We start from the raw sequence: 13,803 nt of genomic DNA, 5'->3' as shown, positions 1-13,803 counted from the left end.
CATCGTTGAAGCGGCGGAAGACTACATCGTGACGGTCGATGGCGTGGCGGCGACAGGCACCATCTTAGACAACGACAGCAAACCAACAGCAATCGACTTCTCTGTCACTCTAGACAACCAAGACGAAGCGTTCTTTTCGTTTGATGGTGGTCAATCTGGTGCTCAAGATAACGTGGGTGATGTCGAAGATGACGCTTCTGGTACACCGGTTGATGTGAAGATTCTTGAAGAGCCTCTATTTGGTAACCTTTATGATGTTAGTGGTGGCGGCAAAGTACTGATTGAAGCCGGAGACATAATCAGCAGCGATGCTCAAATCGAGTATGAACAGGACCAGAATGCTGTTGATAACTTAGACTTTGTTGCGAGTACCTTCCAGAATCAAGTTGGTAACGGTACGAACAGCGTTAGCTATTTACAAGGTAGTGTTGTTATCAGTGCTGGATTATACGATGGCTCGGCACCTACATCAGATAACATCGACAATACACCATCGTATCTTGTTTACGATAGCAATAACCAAGAAGATGGTTTTGGTGTTTCTCAGAGTGCGACAGCGACCAGTGGTGAACTCGATGTAGTCAATGGTGGAGCACAGGAGTATATCTCTATCGACTATTCTGCTACTGGTGCATCTATCACCGAAGCGAATATCGAGCTCGGTAGTGTTTATGGTAATTACAATGCCGGGAATAGTGCAGGTGGTCGTATCGAGGTCATCGCGCTCGATGAAAATGGTGATGTTGTTGGAACATTCTTCTTTGACAGTGACGAATCAGGTGATAATGCATTGTCGATAGATAGTAACGGCAATGCAACAGTCAATATTCAAGTTGATGGTGGCTTTACAGAACTTCGTGTATTCACTACACAAGATGGCTCCGATAACCCGAATAAGAATTCGAATATTACACTTAAGGGCGTGGATGTTGTCGAGGCAGAATTGTCAGAAGAAATAGATTATCAATCGGTTGATTCGAGTGGTTTGGTTAGTGATGAAGTGGCTCAATTGACTATTGCGTCCAATGCGACGAATCAGGCTCCAGTTGCTCAAGATGATACGGTATCTGTTTTTGGTGGCCTGTCTGGTTACTACTACAGTTCGAAAGACAGCGTTAATGGCAATATTGATTCCGTTCAAGACGCACTTGATGTTATCGCAAGTAAAGATCCAGACCTGACTTTCGAAGCGAAAGACATCAATTACACACTTGACGACAATAACAACGGGTTGAGCTCCCAAGACCAATTTGAAGACTTCTTAAATAACGACTCTAGTTCAATAGAGGGCTCTGTTGCTGACCACACAGACGGTGTCGTTAAGATGAGTGGTTCTGTTTATCTTGAAGCTGGCGATTACGCATTTAAGGTTACAGCCGATGATGGCTATACAATTTTGATTGATGGCGTAGAAGTTGCGACTGTAGACCAAAACCAGCCTTCTACGACGACGTTACACGATTCATTCAACATCACCAGCGACGGTTACCATTCTATAGAAGTGGTTTATTGGGACCAAGGTGGTGCAGCAAACCTCGATATTAATTTAGGTACAGTAAATAGCGATGGAAATTACAATAATGGCGAACACGACTTGAGTGATTTCCCATTGATTGGCGACGTCCTATCTGTGGCTGAGGGACAATCACTTGTCGTTAATTCATCGCTCTTATTAGCTAATGATTATGATCCCAATACAGATGACACGTTTACTATCGTAGCTGAAGGTTTTAGCTCTAGTGATGGTACTGTCTCCTATGATGAAAATACGGGTGACATCTCTTTCACCCCAAATTCTGGTGTAACGGGGACTGCTTCCTTTACCTATACAATCATCGATAGTGACGGATTGACTGATACTGCAACGGTGACGACGACAGTAATGCCGGTCAGTGACGGTTTAACCGTAACAGCGAACTTATCCAGTGCAGAAGGGAACATAGCTGATTCTCTTATTTCTCAAATCGAATCACAAGTTGCCAACAAGCCATTAGATAGTGGGGCTGACAATAGCGACAATTATCTACAAAGTTCCGGTGTTTGGGTACAAGCATTAGACGGTAATGATACTGTCGTTTATGGCAGCGGTGATCATATGCAAGTTCAAGGTGGTGATGGAGAAGATATCATTATCGGTAACTACGGTGCTTCAGGTGTAGTGTCAGAGGATCTACAAGGAAACGATGGTAGTGATACGTTAATAGGTGGTATTGATGCTTCCGGCAGTATTAATTTGATTGGTGATGACACAGGTGATTTGGGAGATGATGTACTGATTTCCCGTAGTCCTACTGCTACAACCTCATATTATGGTGGTGCTGGCACTGATAAGGCATACCTAACTGGTCAAAGTACAGACTATACCTTTACTACAGATGGAGCTTCAGATTACAGACTAATCCATACAGGGACGGGCAATACAAATCATGACTTCTACAGTATTGAGTCATTGTATTTCGCCGACGGTAAGTTTGAAGTTCAAAGTGGTAATTTAGTCAAAGTTGCAGAGGTTTATGAACTAAACATTGATATCGACTTATATGATAGCGACGGCAGCGAGCAAGTGACTTCACTAGTGATTAGCGACGTACCGAGTGATGTAATTTTGTCTATAGGAACTAAGCAAGTCGATGGTACTTGGGTTATTGAACCTGATGCTCTTGATAGCGAAGGTAAAGTGACTGTGATTGTTGAAGCTCCTGTCGATACGGCACCTGTACTTACGGTCACTGCCGGAGCCCAAGAAATCGATGATCAGGGTATTCCTGTCGATTCTGAAGTTTTTGCGGATACGCAAACCGGTATCATTGTCACTGCGAGTGGTGATGCCAACTCAGATAACTCAATCATTGGTTTTGATGGAGATGATGTTCTTCTTGGTGATATCGGCGGCATTCAAGATGATTCCGTCGAACCTAGCAATTATAACATTGCGCTTGTCGTGGACACATCAGGAAGTATGGGCGATCCACTCACAACGAATAGTAGCCAAAGTAAGCTTGATGTCGTTAAAGCGTCACTCGCCGCCATGCTCGTAGACATTGTCTCTCACCCAGGTATCATTAATTTGGCTCTGATTGGTTTTGAAAGTAGTGCAACGCTTTCGTTTAACATTCAAGATTTGGAAGAAGGTGATTTAGAATCCACGATTAATAGTGCTATCAACGCGTTATCAGCCGACGGTGGTACTAACTACGAAGGTTCATTTGACGCTGCTACTAATTGGTTTAATGACGATGCTCAACCAAGCAATTATGAGAATCTTACGTTCTTCTTAACGGACGGTAAGCCAACGCTTTCAAATAGTTCTAGTAATAACGGCTCATCTACCGAGTTTGATGAATTTGCAGACTCAATATCAGCTTTTGATGATTTAGCAGATGTGTCAGTGGTGCGAACGATTGGTATTGGTGATGGCATTAATGAAGACGTACTTCAATATTTCGTTAACGCCGATGGCGAAGCTTATTCATCTTCATCTAGTTCAGTCACACTCGCGAATTTCACCAACTCTTCTGGAGAAGCTTGGAGCTTGAATAACTTCTCTGTTACTGGGGGCTCTGCTCAGCATGACGGTTCACGTATCTATCTAGAAGATAGTGGTAATGTTTCTGGTGTTGCGCAGATGGTCAGCCCTGAATTTGTTGTTGCCGAGAACTCTATGTCCGTTATTACATTTACGGCCACAGAAGCGAGTAACTTTGGTGGTGGCGATGAGTTTAAATGGAAAGTTCAGAAGTTCGATGATGTGACACAAACCTGGGCTGATGTATCCTCAGGTAGTGGCTTTGGTAGTATTGAAACGGGCTTACTGAGTGAAGGCAAATATCAATTAGTATTGTCAGTCTACGAAGACCAGTCAGGTTACACAGCTGATGTTTATTTAGATGACTTTGAATTGCATACTGCTTCGGCTTCGACCGGTGATGTGGAAATCGTTAATTCGGCGGATGACTTAGATGCAGCGTTAGAAAATGGCAGCCAGGTTATTACGCTACTGCCTGTTGGCAATGATGACTTAAGTGGCGGTTCTGGCGACGACATCTTGTTTGGTGATGTGATTAACACCGATAACTTACCATGGGATGAGAATGGTTTAACTCGCCCTGATTCATTGCCAGATGGCTCAGGTATCGAAGCATTGACAACGTTCTTGAGTCAGTTGAATGATGCTGAACCGACAGATATGGAAGTTTATGAGTACATCAAGAATAACCATGAACTGTTCAACGCGGAAGCAGATACGCGTGGTGGCGATGATACCGTTGATGGTGGCGAAGGTGATGACATTCTTTATGGTCAAGGCGGTAATGATACGCTGATAGGTGGTATTGGTGATGACATCCTAACTGGTGGTGACGGTGATGACTTGTTTAAATGGGTAGATGAACCGTTTCAAGGTGATGTTGATACGATTACTGATTTCGCTTTAGGTGAAGATCATCTTGATATCTCTCAATTATTGCCAACGGAAAATTCAATGTCTGATCTTCTTGATCATATCAGTATTGAGAAAGTCGATAACGGTGGTGGTGATAAAGATTTGGTTATTACTATTTCTGAAGACGCGAATAATGGTGGTCAAACACAAACTATCATTCTTGATAATACGGGGAATCAGTTTGATTCAGTGAACGCTCAAGGTGATGGTAGTGTGATAAGCAGTGACCTGAGTAATTTGGTCAATCAGTTATTCGTCAACTTACCAGACTAAAATAACAAAAAGGGCCGAAAGGCCCTTTTTTAATGTGTCTGTTTTGTTATATAAAATATAGTCTAAAACTTTAGGCTTAAAGAACCTTACAAGCAAAACCTTTCAGGTAGAAACCTTCTGGGTAGGCTGTGTCTGTTAGGTGGTCGGCTGCTTGCTCGAAGCGTTCTACGAACTTAACAGTGCGGCCTGCATCTAATGCTGCATCAGCGATGATTTTTTGGAACAAATCAGTACCCATTAAGCCAGAGCAAGAGTAGGTGAGTAGAGTGCCACCTGGTTTCAGGATTTGCATCGCAAGCATGTTCACGTCTTTATAGCCGTTAGCGCCTGAAGTTAGGTTATTCTTGCTTGAAACAAACTTTGGTGGATCCATGATCACTACGTCAAACTTAGTGCCTTGGTCACGGTATTCACGAAGCAGTTTGAAAACGTCAGCGTTTAGGAATACAGCGCGCTTATTCGAGATATCAAACTCATTAAGTTCAGCGTTGAATTTAGCCGTATCAAGAGCTAGTTGAGATACGTCAGCGTTGATAACACGCTTCGCGTCGCCTTTAAGCGCGTAAAGGCCAAAACCACCTGTGTATGAGAAGCAGTTAAGGACATCTTTTCCTTTAACGTACTTCATCGATTCTTTGCGGCTATCACGTTGGTCCATGTAGAAGCCCGTTTTGTGGCCTTCCATAATGTTCACGCTGATCTTAACGCCGTTTTCTTCAATCACGATAGACTTCGGTGGTTCTTCACCGTGAAGAACGCCAACAACCTGTTCTAAGCCTTCTTTCTTACGAACTGCCACGTCTGAACGCTCGTAGATGTTGCAGTCAGGGAAGCACTCGATTAACGCTTCTACCAATACGCTTTTGTTAAATTCAGCGCCAGCACTTAGCAGTTGGCAAACAAGGAAGTCTTGGTATTTGTCGATTGTGATACCTGGCAAGCCATCAGACTCTGCGGCCGTTAGGCGGTAGCCCGTTAGACCATCACGCTCAATGATGTCTTCACGTAAAGACTGTGCGTCTTGAATTCGTTTTACGAAGAACGCCTTGTTGATCTCTTCTTTTTCAAATGTCCAAACACGAGCTCGAATTTGAGATTCTGGTGAGTAAGCCGCTTTTGCAAGCCACTGACCATTTTGAGCATATACGTCTACAGTTTCACCTTGTTTTGGTTCGCCTTCGACCTTATCGATACCGCGTGAAAATACCCAAGGGTGTTTGCGGCGTAGTGATTTATCTCGGCCTTTAGCTAGATGAATTGAAGGAGTCATAATTTACTCTGTTTGTTGAATTTGAAGGAGGGGTATTGTCGGGGAAGTACAGGTGAAAAGCAAATAAGAAAGGGCCGCAGAAGCAGCCCTAGTAATGATTAATCAACACATTGTGGTGGATATCAGTATTAAGCTTTAAGACCTGTCAGCAAACCTTCCATCGTATCGCTTTGTTTACGAAGTTGGTCAACATTGGAATTACTCTTACTGATCATCTCGCAGATGCTGTCTGATTGATGACGAATCTCTTCAACACTCTGTGCAATGTTGTCAGCGACTACGCCTTGTTCTTCAGCCGCGGTAGCAATTTGAGTGCTGCTATCAGAAATAGACTGGTTCTTTTCTGCTAATGAACCGATCTCGACGTTCACTTCTGACATCAGTGTTTGGCCTTCACTAGCATTGTTCACCGTGACTTCCATCAGCTTGGTCAGTGATTGGCTGTTACGTTGTAATGACTCAATCATACTTTGGATTTCAACCGTTGCTTGCTGAGTACGACCGGCAAGGGCACGAACTTCATCGGCAACAACAGCAAACCCACGACCTTGCTCGCCAGCACGTGCGGCTTCGATAGCGGCGTTCAACGCCAACAGGTTAGTCTGTTCAGAAATACCGTTGATGGTAGTGACGACTTCATCGATCTGCGCTGCGTTGGCATCCAGCTCTTCTACTGCTTGTGAAGCGGATTGGATCTCTTGAGATAGGCTAGAGATAGACTCCAATGTATTTGAAACCTTGACTTGACCGCTCTGAGCAACGCCGCGAGCGTCCATCGTTTGTGAGCTAGACTCATGAGCAAGGGTAGCGACTTCGCGAATCGTAGCCGCCATTTGTTCCGTTGCACTTGCCAAGCTATTCAGGTGTTCTTGTTGGTTACCTGATATGTCTGAACTTTGTTGTGTTGACTGGTTCAAGTCCGAGCTGATCTGTTGCATGAGAGCGACAGACTCTTGGATTGATAGAACCATGTTTTGTTCACGTTCAGCGACTTTATCGATTGTAATCGCGATTTCACTGAACTCGTCACGAACTAAGAAGTAGTTCATGCGGCAAGTTAAGTCGCCATTCGCTAGCGTGTTCAAAGCTTTGTTCATAGAGAACATCGCGCCGCCAATGAAGGTCATAATGTAGTAAACACCTAGTGCGATAAGCGTTAGGGTTACAGCGATGATAGAAACCTGAGTCGTCGATAGAGCAGACCAAAGATTTTGGTCGTGATTGGCAACTAGGCTGAATGCGCCATTCATTACTGAAACAGAACCAGCACCGTAGCCTAAAGAGATAGTGTCAGAGCTGCTGACAAGCTGAGCAACTTGATCTTTAGTGAGTTGACCCGCTTCGATAATCCCTTTCATCAAGAGCATTTCTTCTTGATAAAGGTGAGCAAGTAAAGAGTCCGCGGCACTATCTAAAACGAGAGTTAATATAACCAGGGCGAGAAGAGGTAATAAGAAGAGTAGATAGAACTTTTCTTGGATTTTTAGGTGAATGAGATATTTGTCAATCCAACGAAATGGGATTTCTTTCATAATCGTTATACTCGAAGTAAGTCCACCAACAAGCGGTGAATGAATAGAAGCTCGACTATATCATTCATATAATTTATGAGGCAACGTTATGGAAAGTTCACAATATATTTTTGTCGTGTCAGGCGTAGTTCAATGTGTTGGGTTCCGTTACCACACCAGTAGGCAGGCGCAAGCTATGGGGCTCTCAGGTTATGCAAAGAACTTAAATGATGGTCGAGTTGAAGTGTTAGCTGTCGGAGACAGTCAGCAAATAGAGAAGTTACATGCTTGGCTCAATATTGGCCCTTCGAGCGCAACAGTAGACAAGGTAGTGATGCATCAAGTGAAAGATAGCGAGCGCCAGGACGTACGCATAGGGGTGTTTAAAATACTGTAGTTATGGCACTACAGTATTTATATCGAACGTAACTTAATGACCTAAAGCGGGTTAGGTTTTACAAGCACTTTGCTGGTTTAGGTAAACCGGCGAGCTTGGTCGCTTGTTTTGCAGGGCCTTTTTTGAATAACTTGAAAAGGTACTTACTGTTGCCTTTTTCTGGGCCGTGGGCTTTTTCCATTGCTTTAACGAGCATGCGAACCGCTGGTGAGGTGTTGAACTCTTCGTAAAAGCTCCTTACAAAATGTACGACTTCTAAGTGTGCATCTGTAAGTTCAATCGCCTCGTCTTGAGCAAGAATTTCAATCATACCTTCTTCCCATTGCGTGTAATCCAATAGGTAGCCTTGAGCGTCGGTTTCGATTTGCTTGCCGTTATATTCAAACATGTTTAATCCAGAATCCAATTAACTATGCGGATAGGGTACATGACCAAGTTTATCTTTCTCAACTGAAATTGTAGCTATCTAAAGAAATATCGCACTTATAGATACAAAAAAGCCCAAGAGATAGGCTCTTGGGCTAGGTATTCTTCAATGATGGGAGCGATTAGTCGTCGCTGCCCATGATGCCTAGAATGCTTAGTAGGCTGATGAAGATGTTGTAGATCGATACGTACAAGCTGATCGTTGCAGAGATATAGTTTGTTTCACCGCCACGAATGATGTTTTGCGTAGTAAGCAAGATAACACCAGTCGAAAACAGGATGAACATACCGCTCATTGCCAATGATAGTAGAGGCATTTGTAGGAAGATGTTTGCAACCATACCTACAAGTAGTACTACGAAACCAGCTAATAGCATGCCATTAAGGAACGACAGGTCACGCTTAGTTGTTAGTGCGTAAGCTGATGCGCCCATAAACGCCAGTGCTGTACCGCCAAGTGCAGTTAGGATGACATCACCCATGCCTGCGCCAACGTACATATTTAAGATTGGACCGATGGTGTAGCCTAAGAAACCTGTAAATAGGAATGTGAAGACTAGACCCATGCTGTTGTCACGGTTCTTTTCTGTTAGGAAAAGTAGGCCGTAGAAGCCAACTAGCATGATAATAAGACCCGGGCGAGGAAGGTTCATCGCCATGGATACGCCTGCTACAACAGCAGACCAAAGTAGTGTCATAGACAGTAATGCGTAGGTGTTACGCAACACTTTATTGGTTTGCAGAGCACTTTCTTGAGATGCTGTGCGTGAAAACATAGGGCTGTTCATAATCTTCCTCGTAAGGTGACTTCAATAGTTATTAGTACATTTATGGGGGTGAAAGTTCGAAAAATCAAGTCTCTCATTCCTCTTGTATACGTAAAATAATAATCAAAATAGTCGGTTAAGTGTTTCTGAAGGTGTAACAAAGTATTTCTTACAGCGCAGTTAAGGTTCGATGTTCAATTTTTATCTCACTGAGTCGCTGTTTCTAATCTTGAAAAACTAATTATAACACTGAAAACAAAGAGGCGACCTAAGCCGCCTCTGTAGTTTATGCATCATAACACATTAGTGGTGTAAGATTTGGCTTAAGAAGTTCTGCGTTCTGTCTGATTGTGGGTTTTCAAAGAAATCGACAGGGTTGTTCTCTTCTATGATTTCACCGGCATCCATGAAGATAACGCGATCCGCGACCTCTTTAGCAAAGCCCATCTCGTGCGTTACACAAAGCATCGTCATACCTTCCTCTGCAAGCTCAACCATTACGTCTAACACCTCACGAACCATTTCTGGATCGAGCGCCGACGTTGGTTCATCAAACAGCATCACTTGAGGGTTCATACACAAAGAGCGAGCGATAGCTACACGCTGTTGTTGACCACCTGAAAGCTGGCCTGGGAACTTGTCCGCTTGCTCAGGGATTTTTACGCGCTCTAGGTACTTCATTGCAATCGCCTCAGCTTCTTCTTTTGGCATCTTTTTGACCCAGATAGGGGCCAGAGTGCAGTTCTCTAATACCGTCAGATGTGGAAACAGATTGAAGTGCTGGAAACACATGCCGACATCTCGGCGAACAGCTTCGATGTTCTTTAGATCTTCCGTTAATTCATTACCTGAAACGAAGATATGACCTTTTTGGTGCTCTTCTAATCGGTTTATGCAGCGGATCATCGTTGATTTACCAGAGCCTGAAGGGCCACAGATAACGATTTTCTCGCCTTTTTTAACTTCTAGATTGATGTTCTTAAGTACGTGGAATTCACCGTACCACTTGTTCATGTCTTTCAACTCGATCATAAGACCTTGAGAGTTGTTTTCTGTCTGCTGCGTCATAATACGTCCTTGATCTTGTTAATTATCGTTTGTGACCGGTGTGAAGTCTGTTTTCTAGCCATATCGAATATCTCGACATGCCAAAACAAAACACCCAGAACACTAACGCGACAAATACATAACTTTCTGTTGAATACCCAAGCCATTCAGGGTCGGTATTCGCGGCTTGGCCAATCCCTAGTACATCAAACATACCAATAATCAAAACAAGACTGGTATCTTTAAACAAGCCAATGAAGGTGTTCACAATTGAAGGAATCGTGATTTTAAGAGCTTGAGGTAGAATGATAAGCCCAGTCTTTTTCCAGTAGCTTAGTCCCAGAGCATCAGCCGCTTCGTATTGGCCTTTTGGTATTGCTTGTAAACCACCACGAATTACTTCGGCCATGTAGGCTGCACTGAATAGTACTACCCCAACAAGTGCTCGAATCAGCTTATCGGTTTCTGTCCCTTCTGATAAAAAGAGTGGCAGCATTACTGAAGCCATGAATAGAACTGTAATGAGCGGTACGCCACGCCAAATTTCGATGTATACGGTACATATACTGCGAATGATCGGCATCTCTGAGCGACGCCCAAGAGCAAGTGCAACACCAATAGGGAGTGACACTACAATACCAACAAGTGCGATGACCAGTGTAACCAGTAGGCCGCCCCATTTATGGGTATCAACAACTTCTAACCCAAAGACGCCACCGTATAGCAAGCCGGCAATGATAAATGGGTAGATGTTGACGAAGAACAACCAAATCCACGTGCGTTTAGGTGTTTTTTCATAAGCCAGTAAGGCAACAAAAATGGCCAACGTTGCGTAGAAGAGGCGAGGTCGCCACAGTTCAGCTTCTGGGTAGAAGCCATACATGAATTGGTCCCAACGAACGCTGATAAAAACCCAACAAGCGCCTTCGCTAGTACAGGCATCACGTGTGGTTCCTATCCAGTCGGCACTGATGAATGCCCAATCCGCTATTGCCCATAATAGGGTGAAAGCAAAGTAAGCAAGAATCACAGTGACGACGCTGTTAACAGGTCCATTAAATAGATTTTTTCTTAACCAACCGACTGGCCCAACGGTATTCGCTGGAGGCGGAAGATCAGGTTGAAATTGATGTGTACTCATCTTATCTCTCCACCAACGCTACTTTGCGGTTGTATATGTTCATTAGAGCGGACGTTAATAGGCTCAAGGTTAGGTAGACGCCCATTGTCATCGCGATTACTTCGATAGCTTGTCCAGTTTGGTTCAGTGTTGTTCCTGCAAATACAGAGACAAGATCAGGGTAACCAATGGCCATCGCAAGTGATGAGTTTTTGGTCAGGTTTAGATACTGACTGGTTAGTGGTGGGATAATAATTCTTAATGCTTGTGGAATAATGACAAGCTTTAGAGTTCTAGAGCGTGGGATTCCTAGAGACATCGCAGCCTCAGTTTGCCCATGGTTTACCGCGTTAATACCTGAACGAACAATCTCAGCAATGAACGCTGCTGTGTAGATACTTAAAGCGAGCATCAATGCAGCAAGCTCAGGGATTATGGTAACACCACCCTTGAAGTTAAACCCTTTCAACACAGGGTAATCTGCAGAGATAGGCATGCCCATAACAAAGTAAGTTACCAACGGTAAGCCTAAAATCAACGCAGCGGCAATTCGCAACATCGGTGTTTGTTGGCCGGTCAGTTTCTGTCTGTTCTTAGCCCAGATGTTGATAATAAACGTAACGATAATACCGACAATCAATGATGCGATGACAATGCTACTGCCTTGCTCAAACACGGGTGCAGGGAAGTACAATCCACGTACGTTCAAGAAAATTGCTTCACCTAGGCTCATACTTTGACGAGCAGAAGGCAAGGCTTGTAGAACGGCGAAGTACCAGAAAAAGATTTGTAATAGAAGAGGGATATTTCGGAATATCTCAATGTAGACAGCTGCAAATCGGCTAACTAGCCAGTTTGAAGAGAGTCTAGCGATACCCATACTAAAGCCCAGCACTGTAGCTAGCATAATGCCGAGTACTGAAACCAAAGCGGTATTGAGAAGACCGATAAAGAATGTACGACCGTATGAGAAGGTCTCGTCGTATTCAATCAGTGTTAAGCCGATACCAAAACCAGCTTCTTGTGAGAGAAAATCAAAACCAGTGGTGATACCACGGGAATCTAAGTTTGTGAGTGCATTATTTACAATCGTGTAAAAGAAAGCACAAAGCGCCCCGACGGCGATAATTTGGAAAATGATGGAGCGAAAAGTGGGGTTGTAAAATAAGTTGGCACTTTTGGGCTGTGGCTTTGCCTGAGCTGGAGAAATAGTTTCATTAGGTTTCATACTACTATAACCTCAAATCCATTTAATAAATAGGGCGGAAAACTCCGCCCTAATTGATGCTTGAAAATTTATTAACGGATTGGTGGAGCGTACATAAAGCCGCCCGCATTCCATAATGCATTTACACCACGAGAGATCTGAAGTGGAGAACCTGTACCAACAGTACGCTCAAAACTCTCACCGTAGTTACCAACTTGCTTAATTACTTGGTAACCCCAGTCGTCGCGAATGCCAAGGCCTTTACCCTTAGGACCGTCTACACCAAGAATACGTTTGATGTTTGGATCTTTTGACTTAAGCATTTCGTCTGCATTTTTAGAAGAGATGCCGTATTCTTCCGCGTTAATCATTGCTGAAAGTGTCCACTTAGCAACGTTAAACCATTTATCATCATCTTGACGAACAACAGGGCCTAGAGGCTCTTTAGAGATGATTTCAGGAAGTACTTCTGCAGATTTAGGATCAGCTAGGTTTAGACGAAGTGCGTATAGACCAGATTGGTCAGTCGTTAGCACGTCACAACGACCAGCGTCGAAACCTTTAGATGTTTGTGCTGCCGTATCGAATACCACTGGCTTGTAAGACATGCCACTGTTACGGAAGTAATCGGCTAGGTTAAGTTCAGTTGTTGTACCTGATTGAACACATACAGAAGCGCCATCAAGCTCTTGAGCACTTGTTAGGCCAAGTTCTTTCTTAACCATGAAGCCTTGACCATCGTAGTAGTTAACGCCTACGAAGTTCAGACCTAGAGCAGTGTCACGATGTAATGTCCATGTTGTGTTACGAGATAGTACGTCGATTTCGCCAGATTGAAGCGCAGTAAAACGCTCTTTTGCTGTTAGAGGTACATACTTAACTTTAGTCTTGTCACCGAGTACAGCCGCTGCAAGAGCTTGACAATACTCAACATCAATTCCTTCCCATTCACCTTTTGAGTTAGGGTTAGAGAACCCTGGAAGACCGGTACTTACACCACAAGTTAGAAAGCCTTGAGATGTGACTTTGTCCAGAGTGCTTTCTGCCGCTGATGCCGATGTTGCCATCATCGCAGTTGATGCAGCTACTACTGAAGCAAGAAGTGTTAGTTTATTTGTCATTTGTATCCTTCCTTGTTAACCAGGTGACACCTGATACTCGTGCTCGTTTGAGTTTCTCTTATGTGTTGCGTTTTCTATGACCTTGTTGTTCAAATTAAACGAGTTGCATTTTGCAAATGAAACTGTGTGCGATTTAAACAACTGTTTATAAGGTTAGGAAAGGATCCGTAGTTTCACAAATGTATAATTTAAAAAGAATTTTGAATGAAATCACAAATCCGAA

10 protein-coding genes are annotated in these 13,803 nt (G+C 43.6%); 2 read left to right on the top strand and 8 right to left on the bottom strand.

Features of this window, described 5'->3' with window-relative positions:
• Window positions 1-4,714, top strand: a 4,714-nt coding sequence (locus tag MSG36_RS15210; RefSeq protein WP_248368602.1) for a cadherin-like domain-containing protein, incomplete at its 5' end; no start/stop codon positions are given.
• A 76-nt stretch (window positions 4,715-4,790) separates the two neighbouring features.
• Here MSG36_RS15210 and MSG36_RS15205 read toward each other — a convergent pair.
• A complete protein-coding gene (locus MSG36_RS15205) occupies window positions 4,791-5,984 on the bottom strand; it encodes a class I SAM-dependent methyltransferase (RefSeq protein WP_248368600.1) in 1,194 nt (397 codons plus the stop codon).
• 128 nt (window positions 5,985-6,112) lie between these two features.
• Window positions 6,113-7,516, bottom strand: a complete 1,404-nt coding sequence (locus MSG36_RS15200) for a methyl-accepting chemotaxis protein (RefSeq protein ID WP_248368598.1) — start codon at window positions 7,514-7,516, stop codon at window positions 6,113-6,115.
• A gap of 88 nt (window positions 7,517-7,604) precedes the next feature.
• On the opposite strand from MSG36_RS15200, the gene yccX reads away from it, so the two are divergent.
• Window positions 7,605-7,892, top strand: a complete 288-nt coding sequence (yccX, locus tag MSG36_RS15195; protein ID WP_248368596.1) for an acylphosphatase — start codon at window positions 7,605-7,607, stop codon at window positions 7,890-7,892.
• Between the two features lie 58 nt (window positions 7,893-7,950).
• On the opposite strand, the gene MSG36_RS15190 is transcribed toward yccX, so the two are convergent.
• The 6 genes from MSG36_RS15190 to MSG36_RS15165 all read right to left on the bottom strand — a co-directional run bounded on the left by MSG36_RS15190 (window position 7,951) and on the right by MSG36_RS15165 (window position 13,580).
• Window positions 7,951-8,280, bottom strand: coding sequence for a TusE/DsrC/DsvC family sulfur relay protein (locus MSG36_RS15190; RefSeq protein WP_017057205.1), 330 nt, complete (start codon window positions 8,278-8,280; stop codon window positions 7,951-7,953).
• Window positions 8,281-8,440: 160 nt separating this feature from the next.
• Window positions 8,441-9,106: a Bax inhibitor-1/YccA family protein gene (locus tag MSG36_RS15185; protein ID WP_017057206.1), complete on the bottom strand. Its 666-nt coding sequence runs from the start codon at window positions 9,104-9,106 to the stop codon at window positions 8,441-8,443.
• Window positions 9,107-9,388: 282 nt separating this feature from the next.
• Entirely contained in the window at window positions 9,389-10,153 is a 765-nt protein-coding gene (locus tag MSG36_RS15180) for an amino acid ABC transporter ATP-binding protein (RefSeq protein ID WP_017059704.1), read from the bottom strand.
• A 22-nt stretch (window positions 10,154-10,175) separates the two neighbouring features.
• On the bottom strand, window positions 10,176-11,273 hold the full coding sequence (locus MSG36_RS15175) for an amino acid ABC transporter permease (RefSeq protein ID WP_248368595.1): 1,098 nt from the start codon (window positions 11,271-11,273) through the stop codon (window positions 10,176-10,178).
• A gap of 1 nt (window position 11,274) precedes the next feature.
• The gene (locus tag MSG36_RS15170; RefSeq protein ID WP_248368594.1) at window positions 11,275-12,480 is read right to left on the bottom strand and encodes an amino acid ABC transporter permease; all 1,206 of its coding nucleotides are present in this window, start codon (window positions 12,478-12,480) and stop codon (window positions 11,275-11,277) included.
• A gap of 71 nt (window positions 12,481-12,551) precedes the next feature.
• Window positions 12,552-13,580, bottom strand: a complete 1,029-nt coding sequence (locus MSG36_RS15165; RefSeq protein WP_048610904.1) for an amino acid ABC transporter substrate-binding protein — start codon at window positions 13,578-13,580, stop codon at window positions 12,552-12,554.
• Between the last annotated feature and the right edge of the window lie 223 nt (window positions 13,581-13,803).

The sequence above is a fragment of the Vibrio sp. 1CM8B genome (assembly GCF_023161685.1).
In the GTDB taxonomy this organism is placed as follows: domain Bacteria; phylum Pseudomonadota; class Gammaproteobacteria; order Enterobacterales; family Vibrionaceae; genus Vibrio; species Vibrio coralliirubri.
Note: the sequence above shows the minus strand (reverse complement) of the source record. Positions and strands in the feature narration are given on the sequence as shown.

What these genes read in the sequence shown, in the direction of transcription:
- MSG36_RS15205 (WP_248368600.1), bottom strand. Translation starts at nt 5,984, where the DNA reads ATGACTCCTTCAATTCATCTAGCTAAAGGCCGAGATAAATCACTACGC.
- MSG36_RS15200 (WP_248368598.1), bottom strand. Translation starts at nt 7,516, where the DNA reads ATGAAAGAAATCCCATTTCGTTGGATTGACAAATATCTCATTCACCTA.
- yccX (WP_248368596.1), top strand. Translation starts at nt 7,605, where the DNA reads ATGGAAAGTTCACAATATATTTTTGTCGTGTCAGGCGTAGTTCAATGT.
- MSG36_RS15190 (WP_017057205.1), bottom strand. Translation starts at nt 8,280, where the DNA reads ATGTTTGAATATAACGGCAAGCAAATCGAAACCGACGCTCAAGGCTAC.
- MSG36_RS15185 (WP_017057206.1), bottom strand. Translation starts at nt 9,106, where the DNA reads ATGAACAGCCCTATGTTTTCACGCACAGCATCTCAAGAAAGTGCTCTG.
- MSG36_RS15180 (WP_017059704.1), bottom strand. Translation starts at nt 10,153, where the DNA reads ATGACGCAGCAGACAGAAAACAACTCTCAAGGTCTTATGATCGAGTTG.
- MSG36_RS15175 (WP_248368595.1), bottom strand. Translation starts at nt 11,273, where the DNA reads ATGAGTACACATCAATTTCAACCTGATCTTCCGCCTCCAGCGAATACC.
- MSG36_RS15170 (WP_248368594.1), bottom strand. Translation starts at nt 12,480, where the DNA reads ATGAAACCTAATGAAACTATTTCTCCAGCTCAGGCAAAGCCACAGCCC.
- MSG36_RS15165 (WP_048610904.1), bottom strand. Translation starts at nt 13,580, where the DNA reads ATGACAAATAAACTAACACTTCTTGCTTCAGTAGTAGCTGCATCAACT.